Consider the following 19,541-nt stretch of genomic DNA (forward strand, 5'->3'; position numbering starts at 1 on the left):
ACGCGGGCTTTAATAAGACGCTGCACACGCTATTAATTTAATGCGTTGTTATTAAATGAGTGCAGCGCTTTTTCTACATCAACTCCCAAAATAATAACGCCAATATGATCGCCCTTGGCATTTTTTATCGGAAGACTTAATTGCACCTGAAAATGATGTGTTGAAGCATCATATTCAACACTGTCAAAGCGATACGCTAAAGACTGCTGGTATACGAGGCTAAATTTATTCTCATCCCCTTGCCAATAATCACTGGTGATTTTGCTTATAGCCACATTTTTACCTTGCTTATCTGTCACTATAATTTCGGTAATTATGCCTTTGAACTGCCTTTGCCATTGTTTTAAATATAATGAAGCATCAGTAAGTAACATTTTTTTAGCTAAATCATGTTGATGTGTTTTGACTTCTTTTATCCAATGCTCGTCAGCGAGTTTAAGCGCTTTGTTTTTCAGCTTTATATGGTTACTTTGCGCCGCGGCATCGGTAATTATTGGCTGTGAAATTAACGCCTTTATTGGCTCTAACAATGTATTTAGTATTTGTACTTGTTCACCCTGTGATAAATAAAACGGTGCAGGGGCACATTGAGGAATCGTTTCGTTGAATTTTTCTAAAAAAGAAGGGTGCGAATTAATAAGCTTATTAGCAGCAAAAACACCTAAAGGCACATAACGATAAAATGAGCGCGGGTAGGATGAAGCGTCAATACCTAAGCGATTGGCAGCATTATTAAAGTCATCTAAATCAAGTAATACTTTGTCTACTCTATGATGGTGAAGTACGTTTACTATTTCTTCCAGCGAGTTTACTTCAAGCAGCGAGGTAATATTTTGCGTTTTAAACCAATTAGCCTGATAACTGCCATGGACCACGCCATAACGTAATTTTTTGGGGTCTTTATTAACGCTATCGGGATGAGTAAACCAGTACCAATTTTCTAGGTAAATAGGTGATGACAACTTACCATACTGGCTCATCTCAGAGGTTAAATGCGTTGTAAAATACCCATCCAACCTATCTTGTTTTACCTCGCGACGAGCCCTCAGCCAAGGTAACGATTGCAACTCAAATGTCATGTCCATATTGTGTAAAATACATTGCACTTGGTTAACCGCATTATCTGGTGTTGTAAGCGATACATTGGTACCTAATTTTAAGGGTTCAGTTAAAGTTAAAAGTGCAAAAAATAACGTTGTGGGCATAATCCATTGCTAAATAATTGTGTTAATTACAATAAGTATAGTAAGGCTTTACCAAAATACCTAACTTCGATAAAATTAAATATTAAGTTAAATCAATAGGTAACCTTTCGCTTTAGTAACACTTAACTTTAACGCTTAAATTTTGTTTCTAAAATCACTGACGACGTTGTGCGCTCTACCCCATCTAAATTACCTATATCATCAAGTAAATGGCTTAGCTTTTCTAAGTTTTGCGCTTGCACTACGGCAATTAAATCAAACTCCCCACTTATGGCATAAAGCTGGGAAATAGCATCAATCTGTTTAAGTTCTAAATTGGTTTTAGTGGTGAGTTTTTGCATCACCTTTATAGATACATGAGCCGAGACCATACTGGTCAAATAGTCTTCACCGTAATCTACGCTATAGCCTTTTATAACTCCTGTTTCTTCAAGTTTTAACATACGGCTTTGCACGGTAGAACGCGATAAATTAAGCATGCGTGCCAAGTCAGAAATACTGGCTCTTGCATTGGTTTTTAAAATTGAAAGTAGCTTTTCGTCTTGTGGAGTTATCATATTGCTTATTAATTTCGTTATTTTGACTTTTATTGTAATCATTTTTCACAAAATAGCACTGCAAATTTAACCTACAACCTTCGATAATAGTGCTTAATAACAAAAATTACCTAGCTGAGAAAACGCTAACGTTTTTATTTTGCTAATCTTTATTCAATATTCACAATTTTTAGGTGTACATAATGCAAGTAACAAGAGACTTATTTAACGATGTAATGGTGCCAAACTACAATCCGTCGGCAGTTATTCCTGTACGCGGCGAAGGCTCACGTGTGTGGGATCAAAATAACAATGAGTTTATTGATTTTGCAGGCGGTATTGCCGTTAATTGTTTAGGCCACTGTCACCCAGCGCTTGTATCTGCTTTAAAAGAGCAAGGCGAGAAAATTTGGCACTTATCAAATGTGATGACTAATGAGCCAGCCCTGCGTTTAGCACAAAAAATGGTTGAAGCGACATTTGCAGATAAAGTGTATTTTGCAAACTCAGGCGCAGAAGCCAACGAAGCGGCTCTTAAGCTTGCTCGTCGTTTTGCACTTGACGAACACGGCGAAGAAAAATCACAAATTATTGCCTTTAACAAAGGATTTCACGGCCGTACATTTTTTACAGTAACGGTGGGCGGACAAGCTGCTTACTCTGATGGCTTTGGCCCTAAACCTGGCGACATTATGCATTGTGATTACAACGACATTGCAGCATTTGAAGCACTTATTAGCGATAAAACATGTGCCGTAATGATGGAGCCACTACAAGGTGAAGGCGGCATTATTTCACCTACCGACGAATTTGCTAAAAAAGTACGCGAGTTATGTACTAAACACAATGCACTGCTAATTTTTGATGAAGTACAAACAGGCGTTGGCCGCACTGGCGATTTATACGCTTACGAAGGTTTAGGTGTAGTGCCCGATATTTTAACGACAGCTAAAGCTTTAGGCGGTGGTTTTCCTATTGGCGCTATGATCACTCGTACTCATATCGCCGAGCACTTAAAAGTTGGTACGCACGGCTCTACGTACGGTGGTAACCCACTAGCTTGTGCAGTAGCAGAAGCTGCATTTGACACCGTAAACACACCGGATGTACTCAACGGCGTTAAAGAGCGTGAACAACTATTTCGCGATGGTTTAAATGCAATAAACGAAAAATACAACGTATTTAGTGAAGTACGTGGTAAAGGTTTACTTATTGGTGCGGTATTAAACGATAAATTTGAAGGCCGTGCACGTGACTTTTTAGTTGCCAGTGCTAACAATGGTTTAATGAACCTTGTTGCAGGCATGAATGTTATTCGTTTTACCCCTTCTTTAGTTATTCCATTTGAAGATATTAAAGAAGGCCTAGCACGCTTTGAAAAAGCAGTAAGCGACGTAGTAAACGGCTAATTTAATTAAGCGCGCCTTAGGGCGCGCTGTTGGAGCAAGTAATAAATGCAAGTATTACGTCCTATTACCACTGAAGACTTTGCTGCACTTAAGCAAATTGCGATTGAATCGGGCCATGGGTTTACCTCACTTCCGGTTGACGATCAGCAATTAAAAGACAAAATAGACCGCGCCGAAAAAAGCTTTGCTAAAAATATCAATCAGCCGTTAGATGAAAGCTACCTATTTGTTTTAGAAGACAGTGAAACAGGTGAGGTCATTGGCACAACCGCCATAGAAGCCGCTGTTGGTTTATCTGTGCCTTTGTACCATTACCATTTAGGTAAAACAGTACACCACTCGCCTACACTTAATGTTTATAACACCGTTGATATTTTAAGCATGTGTAACGATTACACCGGATGCTCTGAAATATGTACTTTGTTTTTGCGCGAAAACAGCCGTAAAGGCTTAACCGGGCGCTTTTTATCACGCTCACGCTTTTTATTTATGGCGCAGCACAGCGAACGCTTTGCCGATACCGTGATTGCTGAAATGCGCGGCGTAAGTGACGAAGATGGTCATTCACCGTTTTGGCAGTGGCTGCAAGAGCACTTTTTTAGTATTGAGTTTCCCAAGGCCGATCATTTAGTGGGGCTTGGCGATAAAGTGTTTATTAGTGAGTTAATGCCTAAATACCCTATTTACGTAAACTTACTCAGTAAAAAAGCCCAAGCAGTGATTGGCAACGTGCATGAAAAAACTAAACCGGCACTTAAACTGCTCGAAAAAGAAGGTTTTGAGCACCGTGGCTACGTTGATTTGTTTGATGCAGGCCCAACGGTAGAAGCCAAGCTTGGTAATATTCGAAGTATTCGTGAATCTCAAGTATGCCCTATTACTATTGGCGAGCTGGAACATATTAGCCAGCACAGCTCAGATACTTTAGCCGTTTGTAATCAAGGTGTAAGTGGGTTTAGAGCAACCTTTACCCAGCACGCCCACTATAACCACGCTAAGCACACATTAGTAATAAGCCAAGAAGTGGCTGATGCCCTTAATTTATCCCAAGGAGATGCAGCGCGTTTTTTCCGCCTGTAAAACAAATATGAACACACACCTTATAAATAACCAATGGCATACAGGCCAAGGCCCCGCTTTTAGCTCTGTTAATCCGAGTAACGGCGAAGTTGTATGGCAAGGTAATGGCGCAAATGCCGAGCAAGTAGATGCTGCAATCAATGCAGCTAGAGCCGCACAAGTACAATGGGCAGATACTACATTTGAGTCGCGTATAACCATACTTGAAAACTTTGTAGCACAATTAAAAGAGCACAGCGAAGAATTTGCAGCCATTATAGCGCGCGAAACCGGCAAGCCTCTTTGGGAAACACGCACAGAAGTAGGCGCTATGACAGGTAAAGTGGCCATTTCGATTAAAGCGTACAACGAGCGTACCGGCACCACTGAAAACCCAATGCCGGGTGCAAAAGCCTTTATACGCCATAAACCACACGGCGTTGTGGCTATATTTGGCCCGTATAACTTTCCTGGGCATTTACCTAATGGCCATATTGTACCGGCTATTTTAGCGGGTAACACCGTGGTATTTAAACCGTCTGAGCTAACCCCTCACGTTGCTGAATTTACTTTATCACTTTGGTTAAAAGCAGGCTTACCAGCAGGTGTTATTAACCTAGTGCAAGGTGAAGTAGAAACAGGTAAAGCACTTGCTTCGCATCAAAACATAGACGGCTTATTTTTTACCGGCAGCTCAAACACCGGCCATTTATTACATAAACAGTTTGCAGGCCACCCAGGTAAAATATTAGCGCTTGAAATGGGCGGTAATAACCCATTAATCGTTAAAAATGTAGCCGATGTAAGCGCTGCAGTGCACGATATTATTCAATCGGGCTTTATTACTTCTGGCCAGCGCTGTACCTGTGCACGCCGCGTGTTTATTGAGAAATCGCTCAATGGCGATGCTATTTTAGAAAAACTGATTAGCGCCACTAAAAACATTGTTGTTGATGACAGCTTTGCTGGCGATCAACCATTTATGGGTGCCATGATCAGCGAAAAAGCCGCCTTAGGCATGGTTGCAGCGCAAAATGAATTAGTTGCAAGTGGTGGCGAAATACTTGTTGAGCTTAAGCAGCTAAAAGCAGGCACTGGGTTTGTAAGCCCAGGTATTATTGATGTAACTAACATTACAAACATGGCCGATGAAGAACACTTTGGCCCGCTCATTAAAGTGTATCGCTACAACGACTTTGACAGCGCAATAGCAGAGGCTAATAACACCAGCTTTGGTCTATCAGCAGGCTTACTTGGCGATAACGAAGATGATTACAGCCACTTTTTAAAGCGCATTCGTGCCGGCATCGTCAATTGGAACCGCCCTATTACAGGTGCCTCTAGTGCAGCACCGTTTGGTGGCATAGGCGCAAGTGGAAACCACAGAGCAAGTGCGTATTATGCAGCTGATTATTGTGCCTACCCTGTAGCATCAGTTGAGGCCGATAAGGTAAACCTGCCACAAACTTTAGCGCCAGGCTTAGTAATTGAATAAGTGAATAACCCAATTTAAGGATTTAACATGCACACTAACGTAAATACATTATTTGAAAACCTATGGGATAACTATTTAGCCGTTACCCCCTCGGCAGATAAAATTCATGATTTATTAGGCTCAACGCAAAAAGATGACATTATTAACGACCATATTGCGCTGCGGACCTTTAATATTGAAAAAGTAGGCCTAGAAAAACTAGCCGCGCACTTTTTAGCACTTGGTTATACAGAGTGTGGTGAATACCACTTTGAAGCTAAAAAGCTCTATGCTAAACACTACGAGCATAGCGACCCTAAGCAACCTAAAGTATTTATTTCTGAGTTATTAGTAGAAAAGTGCTCGCCAGAGTTACAAGCTATTGTGACAGATATGGTAGAGCAAATAGATGAAAGTGCTGTAACTGCCGATAACTTTTTATACTCAGGTACCCATTGGCAAGTAAGTAGCGACACATACAAGCAGTTACTTGCTGAAAGTGAGTACGCAGCGTGGATGTCGGCATGGGGCTACCGTGCAAACCACTTTACTGTAAATATTAATATGCTTGCTAAGTTTGATAATATTCAGGATGTTAACCAAGCACTTAAAGACGCAGGCTTCGCCCTAAATACATCAGGCGGCGAAGTAAAAGGCTCACCAGAGGTATTATTAGAGCAATCATCAACCCTTGCAGATGAGTATGCTGTCACCTTTAGCGACGGCGAACTGCGCATCCCTAGCTGTTTTTATGAGTTTGCCATTAGATATCCTAAAGCCGATGGCGAGCTTTACACAGGGTTTGTTGCAGCCTCTGCTGATAAAATCTTTGAAAGCACTAACGCGCGTTAAAAATAAAACATGCCTTAATGTTTTAACTTAAAAAAAGCCCGTTTGGGCTTTTTTTTATGACAAAAATATTTAGAACATTTACACTAAGTTTTATGCCTGTATTTACTAAATTTTTGATTATCTTGCATGTACTGCTTATATCATCATTGAGCCATGCAAATGAACCACTTACATTACTCTCTAGAGCGAATGCGTCTACTGATGGCTTTTTAAACTCAGATAAAACGTTCGAAAGCCTGCTCAATCATACAATTTATACTAAATTGCAGTGGACCAACCAAGCTCGTTTAATCAAGCGTCTTATGGGTAATGAAGCAGTATGCAGCTACGATATAATAAAAACGCCCGAGCGTGAAAAACATATTTTGTTCTCAAATATACCAACTACTATTTACGAGCAACGAAAAATATACGCATTTAAACGCACCTTACAAAACTTTCCTGAACGAGTCTCTGTTGCTCAACTACTAGAAAAAGATTTTATCCTTGCCGTAGACTCAGGAACGAGTTATCAAAAACTTGAGCCTGTTTTAACAAAGTATAATGAGCAAATTGCAGCGATAAGCTCAGAAGATACCAGCTCTCAACTGCCTCAACTTCTCATCCATAATAGAATAGACATGATTGTCGATTACGAGGTTAACGTACTTGGTGCACTCACCAGTGAGCAATTAAAACAAATAGATAGCCGTGAAATAGCTGAATTTCCAGAATTTGTTAATGGCTACTTTGCATGTAGTAAGTCAGAGCTTGGCGAAAGAGTAATAAAAACCATCAATATTTTAATGAACACCCCCGAAATTTACGACCGCTTACAAAAAAGTTTACAACAAGCCTATAGTGCTGATACATCTAGCGCTATGATGCTTGCTTACTCTCAAGAGCACGTATACTTAACCTCTGATGAGTAAAATCAATCGTCAAGACAAACTCCACAAATCAACATAAGCCACTGATTTTAATAGCAAATAAATTATTTTAAATTTATTTAAAATTTTTATTGCGCTAAATAAAAACCTACATTATTATCTCGCCGCTTCTTGATGATAGCCAATCCGAGTACATTACAAACCCCGTTTGTAGCAAGGCGATAGAGCAACTATCCAAGAGTGAATTTGACTGTGCGTTTGCACTATTGATCTCACTCAACTGACTCGTGGATACACCATACCCGAGCAGTTGCTTAATTGACTCGGAAAATAAAATGGCTTTATCAACACAACAACAAGACACCGTAACTAAAGTACCTGCAGCAGCGGTTGCTGCAAATCAAGCAATTGATTGCGCGCAACCGAGTATTGCCCACATTGAACAACTTGCTTCTCAATTTGGCGCACCTCTAATGGTGCTTGACTGCGACGCTATACGTCGTCAATACCGTGCACTTAAACATGCACTGCCTGGCGTTGTGTTACATTTTGCTTTAAAGCCTTTACCGCATGCTGCTGTTGTGCGCACTTTGTTAGATGAAGGCGCAAGCTTTGATTTAGCAACCAGTGGCGAAGTTGACTTAGTAGCAAGCCAAGGCGTACCAAGCGAGCGTACAATTCACACGCACCCAATAAAGCGCGACAGTGACATTCGCGCCGCACTTGCCTACGGCTGTACAGTGTTTGTGGTGGATAACATTAACGAGCTTGAAAAATTTATTGCCTATAAAGATCAAGCCGAAATTTTAGTGCGTTTAAGCTTTCGTAATAAAGATGCATTTGCTGATTTATCTAAAAAGTTTGGCTGCAGCCCAGAGGCGGCAATCGACATTATTAGCCTTGCCCAGCAACTTGGTATTCGTATTAAAGGGTTATCGTTTCATGTTGGCTCGCAATCACCTAACCCAACTAAATACGTTGAAGCGATAAATGCATCTGCAAAAGTGGTTAAACAGGTTGCTGAGTTAGGCTTACCAGCACTTAGTACGCTCGATATTGGTGGTGGGTTTCCTGTGCCATACAGCGCAGATGTGCTACCAATTGATGTATTTTGTGCGCCTATTAATATCGCGCTGGCACAATTACCAGAAACAATGCAAATTATTGCTGAACCCGGCCGTTTTATTGTAGCAAGTAGTGTAACCAGTGTTGCCTCTGTAATGGGACAAGCCACGCGCGAAGGTAAAACATGGTACTACTTAGATGATGGCGTTTATGGCTCTTTTAGCGGTTTAATGTTTGATGAGGCAGCCTACCCTATCGATAGTGCAAAACAAGATGGCGAGCGTTTTGAGTCGGTACTTGCAGGCCCAACATGCGACAGTATAGATGTAATAAGTGATTCAATTATGCTGCCAAAACTAAACAATGGCGATTTAATTATTAGCCGTATGATGGGTGCCTACACACTTGCTACAGCAACCGACTTTAACTTTTTTAAACGTGCTGAGGTCGTTGTATTAAACGAGCAAATGCACAGCCAAGTATTAACAGGTTAAGAAAATAAGTTCCTCGCTATAGGTACGCTGGCTTGTACCTATACATTTCAACGCAGTTGCTCATTCCAACTGCGTTTTTTTATTGCGTTAAATAACTGGGGCTTGTTTACCTTTTTGATCAGCAAAGCAGGCTCTAATAAAAGCAACCTGCACTACTTATTACAAAAATAATGGTTTATAGTCGTTTTCTAACTGTTCAAACGATAAGTCACCTATAAATCTGCCAAAGCTTAGCCATGTTGCTAAACCTCGTAAATCTTTAAAATGTGGTGGTACAAATTTTGGGCTTTCTATTACACCTAAACTATGTAATTGCGATATAAGCCTAAAATCATCAATCGATATTTTTCCGACCAACAATAATGGCAGCTGATCAATGCGCCCAAGCTGTATAGCAACACGAATTAAGTTATATACCAGCACAAATCCTTTAATGTAAGCAATATCCTTAGTAAAAGGTAAGCCTGTTGCCGTGCTGCCCCTAAAAACACGTTGTGCTAACGTATAGCTTTCATCTTTTGAAAGCCCTTGCGCTAAGTAGTCACGGTATATATCAACAAACTCTGCGCCATCAATCACTTTAGTAACTGCTTGAATACGATTTACTAACTTTGATAAACGCCTAGGCGTTGATTTAAGGGTAATTATTTCCGTTAAAACAGCTAAGCCTTCTTGAGTCACTGTTGAGCTTGGCGTCCCTTTACTTAAACAGGTTAAATAAGGCTGAGCTAGCCCGTTTTGCGTTGTACCTACGTGTATCCACCCTTCGTGCACTTCTAAAATATCGAGCTCACGCTGGGAGAATTTAACATCTTGATTTAGCTTAATGTTATTTGCACCTGCAGCAGCATCACTGACAATCCCATCGCTGAGCATAACCTCTACATTAATACCCGCCATACTGCTATTTACTTGCTCAGATAAAATACGCACGGCATCACTTGCATTAATATTTTTAGGATCATCTGGCAAAATATCGGCTATTAATAAGTTTTGCAGTGGTTTTTCTAGCATATTGGCAAGTTCGAACAGTGAAGGTTCACCCGCATGAAATAAATCCTTTGGGTGACCAAAAAGCTCTACCGACAAATCATGAAACTCAGGCGTTCCTCTATACTCAAGCATACTGAGCACCGTTTTATACTCACTACACATTTTACCCATGTATTGAGAAATAGGATTTAGCTGACCTAACTGGTTAATAATATTGCGATGCAAGTTAGAAAACGCTTGGCGTAATTCGCTGGGGACAAATCCTAAATCTCGTTGCTGGTAATAGGCGCTATCGATTAGCGGATTTTTTTGGCACTTTTGCCTGAAAAACGTCTCTTTGATTTGTTTATCCCAGTTAATGGCATCGAGTATTCTAATGGGTGTTTGTAAAGCAATTAATTGCTCTGACAGTTCGCGAGTTTTAAGGAGTAAAGCCTTGTCTATCATGGTGTAAGCTCAACAAAAAATGAGGCTTGAGCATAAGGTAAAACCAGTTAATAGCAAGATTATTTTAGCGCTTTTTAGCCATTGTTTTTACGGTGATCGACCCTCATATATAAAACGTAATAGGTTTAAACAATAAAGGGTTAATGATGAAAAACGAACTCGATAACAAGCAGATCCTCTCTGTGTACGAACGTATTCAGCAGCGCGGTAAACAAAATGATATTGGTAAACATTATCAAGGTGTTACGGCTTACTCTGACATTGACGGCTACACTATTTACTTAGAAGGTAGCGGCGTATTATTGCGCTTTGGGTTTCATAATGCTTATCACCTAGATTATGAGCATGACAAACATAAAGACGACTTTTTAAAAAAACTATACAACATTGCTAATGAGGAATAATGCAGCCAAGACGCATTCGTAAACGCACCACAAGCAAGCAAACCACCTCGTTTATAAACCAGGTCATTACTGAGCTGCAAGCGCACCCAGAAAAGCTGGAGATAATCCGTCGAAACCTAAATGAATACCGCGAACAGACTCACCTTAAACGCGGTTTTTTGCTGGCTATTGAACGCTTTGACTGGGTGTTTGAGGCCAGTAACGATGTTAATTTTATATGCCAACAAATCTTAGCCGATGATTACATAGGTAATCGCCTTAGACGCTACCCGCTATTATTTAAAGGCGTTATTAATAGCGCCTAATTTACACGCCTTTTTTAACCTTAACCCCTCCTCTTATAGCCATTACACACTGCTACTTTTTTAATTAGTACACTAATTAAACATGTGAAATGGTTTCGTTTGCTTATTTAAAATACCCTTCGTACTCTAACTATTACCATTCTAACGAATATTTATCTTTTTTATTACTCATACCCCGTAAACAAATCCTTACTATTTTTAGCGTTTAAAAATAAAAGTGTAACCCATTGAATATAGTTGACTTTATTAATAAAGACCTACATATGGTACTACTACAAATTAACCCGTTTTTATTAATAATCCATCTACATCTTGGTATCTGGTTGTTTACTTGCGCCTTGAATTGTTAGAGCTATTACATTAAGCTTATCTTTATTGAACGTTCAATTAATAAAAATTATGCCTAAAGTCGGAATGGAACCTGTCAGGCGTCAGCAGCTAATTGACGCGACCATTGAGTCAGTTGCACAGCGCGGTTTGCAAGGAACAACCATTAACACCATCAGTAAAAATGCGGGTTTATCATCTGGCATTATTAGCCATTACTTTGGTGGTAAGCAGGGGTTAATAGAGGCAACCGTTAGGTATTTGTTATCGAATTTAAAAAATGAATTAATTGAAAAAGTTGAGCCAACCACCAGCGCAATTGAGCGTTTGATGTTTATTGTTGAGGCCAACTTTGCACTTGTTCAACAGCGCAATGACACCACGCGTACGTGGTTAAGTTTTTGGGCGCAGTCAATGCACGATCAAGAGCTGCACAGGCTGCAAAATGTAAACAGTAATCGCTTGCAAAGTAATTTAGCATTTTCTTTTAAGCAACTAATGCCCGTAAAGCAAGCAAAACAAGCTGCAGAACTTAGCGCCGCCATGATTGATGGCCTATGGTTAAGAGCAGTATTAAGTCAATCTGACGAAAACCAATTTAAACACAGTGAAACATTAGCAAAAAGCTATGTACATTCACTCATCAAGCAATATGGAGCCTAGCGTGACTACACCTGTCTATCAAAACTTTATTAACGGCCACTTCCTTGCAAACCAAAGTGGTGAAACTTTTGATGTAAAAAACCCAGCCACAGATGAAGTTATTTACTCGGTAGAAGTAGCCGACGAATTTATTCAAAACGCGGCTATCGAAAGTGCAAAACAAGGCTTTGCTCAATGGTCAAAAATGAGCCCAATAGAACGTAGCCGTATTTTATTAAAAGCGGTTGCTTTATTGCGTGAGCGTAATGATGAGCTTGCCTTAGTTGAAGTGCTTGATACAGGTAAACCAATGCAAGAAGCTAACTGCGTTGATATAGAAACAGGCGCAGATGTAATTGAATACTTTGCAGGCCTAGCACCAGCGCAAGTTGGCCAGCAGCAAATGGTTGGCGAAGACTTTTACTATACCCGCAAAGAGCCACTAGGCATTTGTGCTGGTATTGGTGCATGGAACTACCCGCTGCAAATTGCATGTTGGAAATCGGGCCCTGCCCTTGCCGCAGGTAATGCGTTTATTTTTAAACCTTCAGAAGAAACCCCTTTAGGTGCTATTAAACTAGCTGAAATTTTTGTTGAAGCAGGCGTACCTGCCGGCGTATTTAACGTTGTGCAAGGAGCCGGTGATGTAGGTCAGTGGTTAACCTCTCACAGTGAAATAGACAAAGTGTCGTTCACTGGTGAAGTAGGCACAGGTAAAAAAGTAGTGGCAAGCGCTGCCGGTACATTAAAAGACGTAACAATGGAGTTAGGTGGTAAATCACCTTTATTAGTGTTTGAAGATGCCAATATTGAGCAAGCAGTCAGTGCTGCCATGTTAGGTAACTTTTATACGCAAGGCGAAATTTGTACTAACTGTACCCGTATTTATGTTCATAAAAATGTATATCAACAATTTATTGATGAGCTTAAAACACGTACTGAGCAAAATATTATTGCCGGCGACCCACAAGATTTAAATACTAACTTTGGGGCACTAATTTCTAAAAAGCATCAAGAATTGGTAATGAGCTACATAGAAAGTGGCTTGGCCGAAGGTGCAACGCTACTTACTGGCGGTACAACTCTTTCTCCTGAATCAGCGCCTAATGGCTACTTTGTAGCGCCTACGGTATTTACCGATTGCAACGATGACATGACTATTGTTAAAGAAGAAATTTTTGGCCCAGTTATGAGCGTGCTTGTTTTTGAAGACGAAGACGATGTTATCGCCCGTGCAAATGGTACACACCTTGGCTTAGCTGCAGGCGTATTTACTAGCAATATTAAACGTGCGCACCGTGTTATTCACCAATTAGAAGCCGGTATTTGTTGGATTAATGCTTACGGTAATTCACCTGCTGAAATGCCTGTTGGTGGTTACAAGCAATCAGGTATTGGCCGTGAAAATGGCATAGAAACGCTTGATCATTACACGCAAACTAAGTCTATTTATGTGGGCATGGCCGACATAGAAAGTCCGTTTTAAGGTGGCAACTATGAGTAACACTTACGACTATATTATTGTTGGCGCCGGTTCTGCAGGTTGTGTACTTGCAAATCGCTTATCTGAAGATACAAACAATAAAGTGCTATTGCTAGAAACCGGTGGTAGCGATAAAAGTATATTTATAAAAATGCCAACTGCGCTCTCTATTCCTATGAATACAGATAAATACGCATGGCAATTTCACACTCAGCCAGAGCCGTATTTAGATAACCGAGAAATGCATTGCCCACGCGGTAAAGTGTTAGGCGGTTCGTCATCAATTAATGGCATGGTATATGTACGTGGCCACGCGAAAGATTTTGACGAGTGGCAGCAACACGGTGCTAACGGCTGGGATTATCAGTCGTGCTTACCTTACTTTAAAAAAGCAGAAAGCTTTTATTTAGGTGAAAATGCTCACCGTGGTGGCACAGGCCCGCTTGGCGTTAATAACGGTAACGAAATGCAAAACCCGCTTTACACCACCTTTATTAAAGCAGGTGTAGAAGCAGGGTATGCACACACAGACGACTACAACGCAGCTCAGCAAGAAGGCTTTGGCCCGATGCACATGACTGTTAAAGACGGTGTTCGCAGTTCGGCCTCGCGCGAGTATTTAGACCCAGTAAAATCACGCAGTAACCTAACAGTTATTACAGGTGCTTTAGCACAAAAAGTGATTTTAGAAGGCAAAAAAGCCACAGGCATTGAATACACAGTAAATGGCACTCTTAAAACGGCGCATGCGACTAAAGACGTTGTATTAAGTGCAGGTCCAATTGGCTCACCTCATATTTTACAGCTTTCGGGTATTGGCGATAAAGCCATACTTGAAGAAGCTGGTGTTGAGGTAAAGCATCATTTACCAGGCGTAGGTCAAAACTTACAAGATCACCTTGAGTTTTACTTTCAGTATAAGTGTAAACAACCTATTACCTTAAACGGTAAATTAGGTCTTATTTCAAAAGGCTTAATTGGCGCTAAATGGCTACTGACCCGAAAAGGCTTAGGTGCAACAAACCACTTTGAGTCGTGTGCGTTTATTCGCTCAAAACCAGACGTTGAATGGCCAGATATTCAGTACCACTTTTTACCAGCGGCGATGCGCTACGATGGGCGCAGTGCATTTGCGGGTCATGGTTTTCAGGTGCATGTAGGTCATAACAAACCTAAAAGCCGTGGTAGTGTCACTATTCAATCAGCTAATCCTGAGCAACCGCCGAAAATTTTATTTAACTACTTGCAGCATAAAGACGATATTGAAGGCTTTAGAGCGTGTGTGCGCCTAACTCGCGACATTATTGAGCAAAGCGCATTTGATGACTACCGCGATGAAGAAATTCAACCAGGTAAGCACATTCAAAGCGACGAAGAAATAGATGCCTTTGTACGCCAAGCAGTAGAAAGTGCCTATCACCCGTCTTGTTCTTGCAAAATGGGCGAAGATGACATGGCCGTGGTTAATTCTAATACCCAAGTTCACGGTATTGAAGGGCTGCGTGTTGTTGACTCGTCAATCTTCCCTACGGTGCCAAATGGCAACTTAAATGCCCCTACAATTATGGTTGCAGAAAAAGCAGCTGATCTAATTTTAGGTAAAACCCCACTTACACAGGCATCGGTAAACGTTGCCATGAGCAGTAACTGGCAAACAACGCAACGTAATAGCGAGATTTAATTAAGCCATAACGTGCCTAACACTATGTAGGGCACGTTCAACTTGCAGTGGCTCACGGCGTAAATTGGTTACGCGGTGTTTGTGCAAGTAATAAAACAAAAACGGAGAACTTATGAGTTACTTTTATTCATTTTGGGAGGGCGATAATGACTATATGGCTTAGTGCTGGCATTATATTTACGCTACTTGCTGTTATTACTATTTTATTTAAATGGGGTAACGTACGCGTAGTAGGCGTAACACCAGTGAGAACTTTTACCTTTATCGCAATCTTATTTACCTCAGGCCTAGACGTTGGCCTAATCATGTTTCCATTAACCGAATTTGCAGGTTATGCAGACATAAAAGCAAGCCCAGAATACGCGTTTGCAAACCCACTGGCTATTGAGTTTGGCTATTGGGGATTCTTGATCTGGGGATTTTACTTTCTTACGTGCTTTTATTTCTGTGTAATAGAGCCCAAAGTTAAATTTTTCGAAATTTCATGGGTTAAGTTCATTAATAACGTAGTTATTATTGGCACATGTGCCTTTACAGCTTACCTACTGCTTTCTAACTTGCCGTGGTACTTACCAGAGCTAGGCGATGGTTCGAGCGTTATACCTACCTTCTACTTTATTGTATTTGCAGCTATTTGCTTTGCTGTGTACTCAAGTACAGATATTAAATACGTGCGCTTTTTAAGTATTTCTACAACGTGGTTATTTATCGCATTAATTGCCTTTATGTGGGCAGGTGCCTTTGTCGTTGGTGATAGCGAAATGTCGGCATTTACCAATAACCTTGCTGAAATTGGTACTTACTTTGCCAATATAAATCAGTTTGTTTTACCGCTTAATGACTACCATGAATTTTATCTATTTTGGTGGTTTGCGTGGAGCATTATGATTGGCCAATTTACGTCTCGTTTTGTAGGCGGCCTTAAAACATACCAAGTATTAGGTGCAATGTTGATATTTCCATCTATTCCGATTGCGATTTGGTTTAGCGTACTTTATCACTACCACGAAATGGGTATTTCAACAGCGGGTATTAAAAACTTTGCCATGGTATTTGTTGGGATAGTGTTTGTTATTAATTCGCTTGATTCATTAATACGCTTATACACAGATAACCTTAACTTAACGGTTAAACGTTTAGGTAAAATGAACTATATGATACTCAATATTGTTGCCCTTTCGTTACTAACCCTATTGTTTAAGCTTGAGTTTTTACAAATTCAATGGGTTGGCGCGTTAGTAATTGCACTGTTTTTTGGTTGTGCTGCGTTTATTGGCTACAGCAAATTTAAAACGGTTAACAATATAGACAGTTCGCCAAAAGCAAACAAAATAGATTACACAAAAATAGAAACTGTACATTAGGGATCAACAATGAATAACAAACTAAAACAACTAGCAGTAGCGCTACCTTTCGCGCTTTTATCAACTACAGTGTCAGCTAACTGGTCAACAACCATTACAGCAGCATCTGACTATACTTTTAACGGTGTAACTCAAACTGATAGCGACCCTGCAATTCAAGCAAGCCTTGATTACGCGTTTGACAGCGGTGTTTATGCGGGTGCATGGGCATCTAATGTAGATTTTGGTGATGACACTGATTTTGAACTTGATGCCTACCTAGGAAAATACGTGCAATTAACTGACACGGTTAGCGCTGATTACGGTATTGCTTATTACACATACCAAGGTAATAACAGCGACGGTAACTACGCCGAAGCCTACACAAAATTTGGCTATGCAAGTGAGTATGGTCAAACAGAGCTAAACTTTTGGTATAGCTGGGATTACTTTGGTACAGGCGCTGGCCATGTTATTTCTATGATTGCCCACACCTTTGAAATTGCCCCAAATCATGCCATTCGTGCAAGCTTTGATATTTCTAATTCGCTTGATGGCGAAAAATGGGCATGGGATGTAAACCAAAAGAAATCATACAAACATTACCGCCTAGCGTACCAAACTAGCTACGAAGGCTTTGGCATTGAGATTGCTGCTGAAGACACAAGCCTAGATTACGATTACGCTGATGAGCGTATAGTACTTGCTATATCACGCACATTCGATTTATAAAATTGTAGTTGTTAGATTCTACAAACAAAAATGCCACTTTTAAAAGTGGCATTTTTTTTACTAAATTTTAAGGCTGTAGTCCTAAAGAACTTAGTTTTATTTAGAGGCAATTAAGCACAATATAGGGTTTAACATTTCGTGGCCTAAATAGCTGGGCCAGTGAATGCTCAAGTTAATCGCTATCGGTAGTGGCAATTTAATACCATAGCCTGAGCCTAAAACCCTCCATAAGCTATTAAATTACCTATAATAAACAGGCTCTAACTTTCTATTTCCCACGCGCTGGTACCCGCTGCAGATAAGTTAGCGGTATTTTTACGTAAAACTTTGTTACCCACATTTATAGATGATTGAGGGCGACTAACCAAATAGCCTTGCACAGAGCTTACTCCCATACGTTTTACAAGTTCAAACTGCTCAATTTCTTCTACGCCCTCTGCCACTATTTTAAGTCCTAACTTTTGACCTAATTCGCTAATCGTATTAAGGATATCGTTGTACTTTGGACTTTTATCGGCTTGAGAGATAAACGAGCGATCTATTTTTATTACATCAATGGGCAAATCAGCCAATGTGCTTAATGAGCTAAAGCCGGTACCAAAATCGTCAATAGCAATTGTCACACCTTCTGCACGAAGCCGCTCAAGCTCTTCAATCATACTTTTACTGGCTTTAATAAACGTAGACTCTGTTATTTCTAGCATTAAAGAATGCGATGGCAGCCCTGTGTTTTTTAGGTTTTTCATTATCCAATCGTACACTGAGCGGTGTTTTAGTTGCACACCCGATACATTAACCGAAATTTTTACTTTGCGCATTCCGGCATTATGCCATGCCGCCATTTGCCTACACGACTCATGCATAATCCAATCGCCAAGCTCTAAAATAAGGTTAGACTCCTCGGCAATAGGTATAAACTCCGCCGGTGAAATCATCCCTTCTATAGGATGATCCCAGCGTGTAAGCGCTTCAAAATAATCTATCATGCAATCTTCTACATGCACGATAGGTTGAAAAGATAAGTAAAAGTCTTTACACGCAACCGCCAAACGCAGCTCTTCTAATAAATAGTGATAGCGGCGCATTTTATTACCCATCTCTGGGGAGTACACTTTAAAAATCCCTTTACCATCGCTTTTTGCACGGTACATTGCCACATCGGCCAATTGCAATAATGATTGTGGGGTTGATGCGCTCTCTGGGTACGCCGCTATACCAATACTGGCGCTAATTTTTATTATTTTATTACCCAGTACAAAGTCTTTTTCAAGTTCACTGAGTACGTGCTTAGCAATATCGACCACTTTATTATCGGTATCTACTGACTCAATAAAAATTGAAAATTCGTCACCGCCTAAACGTGATAAATTTTGCTCTAACTGATTCGCCTCGTTAATATTACTTAATTTATGATGGCGTAATACGTTCGCTAAGCGCGTAGCAACCTGTACCAAAATTTCATCACCAAAGCTGTGGCCAAACGAGTCATTTACCTGTTTAAAGCCATCTAAGTCAATAAACAATAAGGCGCATTTAAGCTGCTCTTCATCAGTAAAATTTATTTGCCTATCTATATGCTCAATATAAGCATGGCGGTCAATGAGCAAGGTTAGCTTATCTTGGCAGATACTTGTTTGTGTTTGCTTTAAATAATTAGCGACATGGGTATTTAAATTGTTTATTGACTGGCTTAAATTGCCAAGCCCTGACGGGTTGTCGTGTTGGGGTTGTAGGTTAAAGGCTACAAGCAATTGATTAGCGTTGTTATTTAGCTGTGCAATTTGATGCTGATAAGAGATTTTTTTACGCTCTTTACGAATAATTGTAAAGCCAACGAACAATACCATACACACCAATATAAAGTTTATTGGCGACGTTAACGTCATTAAAATAAGCTTTGTTGCGTTTGCAGCGATAAATTCCGTGTCGGTAGTTTTAACTAACAAAAAATCGGCAGAAGGCTGGTGTATTAAATAGTGCCCATTGAGCATAGGGTTATACCAAGGCGCCATTTCGAGCGTTGTATCTACAATATCAAAGTGGCGTAAATCTATATCAGGGTTGAATAAATTAATGCGGTTAATTTGGTTGGTTAGTTCGATGTTTAAACAAAAGCAAAACAAGATAAATACAAAAAAAATGCCGCCTAAGGGTTTAAATTTATTCATCAACAAAATCCATCTAAATTACTTATCCTATAAACCCGTTACTAAAAGACGAT

Annotated in this window: 17 protein-coding genes; 13 read left to right on the forward strand and 4 right to left on the reverse strand. The window is 40.2% G+C overall.

The genetic code is table 11. The features are described 5' to 3' along the window. Positions 1-32 precede the first annotated feature (32 nt). Entirely contained in the window at positions 33-1,205 is a 1,173-nt protein-coding gene (locus tag SJY38_RS19820; protein WP_286743103.1) for a cellulose-binding family II protein, read from the reverse strand. A 128-nt stretch (positions 1,206-1,333) separates the two neighbouring features. Next, positions 1,334-1,762, reverse strand: a complete 429-nt coding sequence (locus tag SJY38_RS19825; protein WP_004586440.1) for an Lrp/AsnC family transcriptional regulator — start codon at positions 1,760-1,762, stop codon at positions 1,334-1,336. Positions 1,763-1,944: 182 nt separating this feature from the next. Between SJY38_RS19825 and SJY38_RS19830 the strand changes: the two genes are divergently transcribed. From SJY38_RS19830 to SJY38_RS19855, 6 genes are all read left to right on the forward strand, one after another. Beyond that, the gene (locus SJY38_RS19830; RefSeq protein WP_029774471.1) at positions 1,945-3,150 is read left to right on the forward strand and encodes an aspartate aminotransferase family protein; all 1,206 of its coding nucleotides are present in this window, start codon (positions 1,945-1,947) and stop codon (positions 3,148-3,150) included. Positions 3,151-3,195: 45 nt separating this feature from the next. After that, positions 3,196-4,230: an arginine N-succinyltransferase gene (astA, locus tag SJY38_RS19835; protein WP_154944711.1), complete on the forward strand. Its 1,035-nt coding sequence runs from the start codon at positions 3,196-3,198 to the stop codon at positions 4,228-4,230. Positions 4,231-4,237: 7 nt separating this feature from the next. Beyond that, entirely contained in the window at positions 4,238-5,704 is a 1,467-nt protein-coding gene (gene astD / locus SJY38_RS19840) for a succinylglutamate-semialdehyde dehydrogenase (protein WP_286743107.1), read from the forward strand. Between the two features lie 27 nt (positions 5,705-5,731). Continuing rightward, positions 5,732-6,535: a DUF1338 domain-containing protein gene (locus tag SJY38_RS19845; RefSeq protein ID WP_286743110.1), complete on the forward strand. Its 804-nt coding sequence runs from the start codon at positions 5,732-5,734 to the stop codon at positions 6,533-6,535. Between the two features lie 56 nt (positions 6,536-6,591). After that, entirely contained in the window at positions 6,592-7,446 is an 855-nt protein-coding gene (locus SJY38_RS19850) for a transporter substrate-binding domain-containing protein (RefSeq protein ID WP_286743113.1), read from the forward strand. Between the two features lie 293 nt (positions 7,447-7,739). After that, entirely contained in the window at positions 7,740-8,963 is a 1,224-nt protein-coding gene (locus SJY38_RS19855) for a type III PLP-dependent enzyme (protein ID WP_286743116.1), read from the forward strand. Between the two features lie 159 nt (positions 8,964-9,122). On the opposite strand, the gene SJY38_RS19860 is transcribed toward SJY38_RS19855, so the two are convergent. Continuing rightward, positions 9,123-10,403, reverse strand: coding sequence for a flavohemoglobin expression-modulating QEGLA motif protein (locus tag SJY38_RS19860; protein ID WP_054981898.1), 1,281 nt, complete (start codon positions 10,401-10,403; stop codon positions 9,123-9,125). A gap of 146 nt (positions 10,404-10,549) precedes the next feature. Here SJY38_RS19860 and SJY38_RS19865 point away from each other — a divergent pair, with 146 nt between their 5' ends. From SJY38_RS19865 to SJY38_RS19895, 7 genes are all read left to right on the forward strand, one after another. Further along, on the forward strand, positions 10,550-10,807 hold the full coding sequence (locus SJY38_RS19865) for a DUF3081 domain-containing protein (protein WP_024031788.1): 258 nt from the start codon (positions 10,550-10,552) through the stop codon (positions 10,805-10,807). Next, positions 10,807-11,112, forward strand: a complete 306-nt coding sequence (locus SJY38_RS19870; protein ID WP_286743120.1) for a hypothetical protein — start codon at positions 10,807-10,809, stop codon at positions 11,110-11,112. Before SJY38_RS19865 ends, SJY38_RS19870 begins: the two co-directional genes overlap by 1 nt. Before the next feature lie 414 nt (positions 11,113-11,526). After that, positions 11,527-12,102: a transcriptional regulator BetI gene (gene betI / locus SJY38_RS19875; RefSeq protein ID WP_024031790.1), complete on the forward strand. Its 576-nt coding sequence runs from the start codon at positions 11,527-11,529 to the stop codon at positions 12,100-12,102. Between the two features lies 1 nt (position 12,103). After that, a complete protein-coding gene (betB, locus tag SJY38_RS19880; protein WP_286743123.1) occupies positions 12,104-13,567 on the forward strand; it encodes a betaine-aldehyde dehydrogenase in 1,464 nt (487 codons plus the stop codon). A 10-nt stretch (positions 13,568-13,577) separates the two neighbouring features. After that, the gene (gene betA / locus SJY38_RS19885; RefSeq protein ID WP_029774462.1) at positions 13,578-15,245 is read left to right on the forward strand and encodes a choline dehydrogenase; all 1,668 of its coding nucleotides are present in this window, start codon (positions 13,578-13,580) and stop codon (positions 15,243-15,245) included. A 146-nt stretch (positions 15,246-15,391) separates the two neighbouring features. After that, positions 15,392-16,609 carry a BCCT family transporter gene (locus tag SJY38_RS19890; RefSeq protein ID WP_004586453.1) on the forward strand — a complete coding sequence of 406 codons (1,218 nt, stop codon included), beginning with the start codon at positions 15,392-15,394 and terminating at the stop codon, positions 16,607-16,609. A gap of 9 nt (positions 16,610-16,618) precedes the next feature. After that, positions 16,619-17,320, forward strand: a complete 702-nt coding sequence (locus SJY38_RS19895; RefSeq protein WP_054981895.1) for a TorF family putative porin — start codon at positions 16,619-16,621, stop codon at positions 17,318-17,320. 260 nt (positions 17,321-17,580) lie between these two features. On the opposite strand, the gene SJY38_RS19900 is transcribed toward SJY38_RS19895, so the two are convergent. Continuing rightward, the gene (locus tag SJY38_RS19900; protein ID WP_377110662.1) at positions 17,581-19,488 is read right to left on the reverse strand and encodes a putative bifunctional diguanylate cyclase/phosphodiesterase; all 1,908 of its coding nucleotides are present in this window, start codon (positions 19,486-19,488) and stop codon (positions 17,581-17,583) included. Positions 19,489-19,541 lie beyond the last annotated feature (53 nt).

Origin of the sequence: Pseudoalteromonas sp. R86517, assembly GCF_042466295.1 — a bacterium.
GTDB classification, from domain to species: domain Bacteria; phylum Pseudomonadota; class Gammaproteobacteria; order Enterobacterales; family Alteromonadaceae; genus Pseudoalteromonas; species Pseudoalteromonas atlantica.

Coding starts and splice junctions, on each gene's coding strand:
- SJY38_RS19820 (WP_286743103.1), bottom strand. CDS start 1,205: ATGCCCACAACGTTATTTTTTGCACTTTTAACTTTAACTGAACCCTTA.
- SJY38_RS19825 (WP_004586440.1), bottom strand. CDS start 1,762: ATGATAACTCCACAAGACGAAAAGCTACTTTCAATTTTAAAAACCAAT.
- SJY38_RS19830 (WP_029774471.1), top strand. CDS start 1,945: ATGCAAGTAACAAGAGACTTATTTAACGATGTAATGGTGCCAAACTAC.
- astA (WP_154944711.1), top strand. CDS start 3,196: ATGCAAGTATTACGTCCTATTACCACTGAAGACTTTGCTGCACTTAAG.
- astD (WP_286743107.1), top strand. CDS start 4,238: ATGAACACACACCTTATAAATAACCAATGGCATACAGGCCAAGGCCCC.
- SJY38_RS19845 (WP_286743110.1), top strand. CDS start 5,732: ATGCACACTAACGTAAATACATTATTTGAAAACCTATGGGATAACTAT.
- SJY38_RS19850 (WP_286743113.1), top strand. CDS start 6,592: ATGACAAAAATATTTAGAACATTTACACTAAGTTTTATGCCTGTATTT.
- SJY38_RS19855 (WP_286743116.1), top strand. CDS start 7,740: ATGGCTTTATCAACACAACAACAAGACACCGTAACTAAAGTACCTGCA.
- SJY38_RS19860 (WP_054981898.1), bottom strand. CDS start 10,403: ATGATAGACAAGGCTTTACTCCTTAAAACTCGCGAACTGTCAGAGCAA.
- SJY38_RS19865 (WP_024031788.1), top strand. CDS start 10,550: ATGAAAAACGAACTCGATAACAAGCAGATCCTCTCTGTGTACGAACGT.
- SJY38_RS19870 (WP_286743120.1), top strand. CDS start 10,807: ATGCAGCCAAGACGCATTCGTAAACGCACCACAAGCAAGCAAACCACC.
- betI (WP_024031790.1), top strand. CDS start 11,527: ATGGAACCTGTCAGGCGTCAGCAGCTAATTGACGCGACCATTGAGTCA.
- betA (WP_029774462.1), top strand. CDS start 13,578: ATGAGTAACACTTACGACTATATTATTGTTGGCGCCGGTTCTGCAGGT.
- SJY38_RS19890 (WP_004586453.1), top strand. CDS start 15,392: ATGACTATATGGCTTAGTGCTGGCATTATATTTACGCTACTTGCTGTT.
- SJY38_RS19895 (WP_054981895.1), top strand. CDS start 16,619: ATGAATAACAAACTAAAACAACTAGCAGTAGCGCTACCTTTCGCGCTT.
- SJY38_RS19900 (WP_377110662.1), bottom strand. CDS start 19,488: ATGAATAAATTTAAACCCTTAGGCGGCATTTTTTTTGTATTTATCTTG.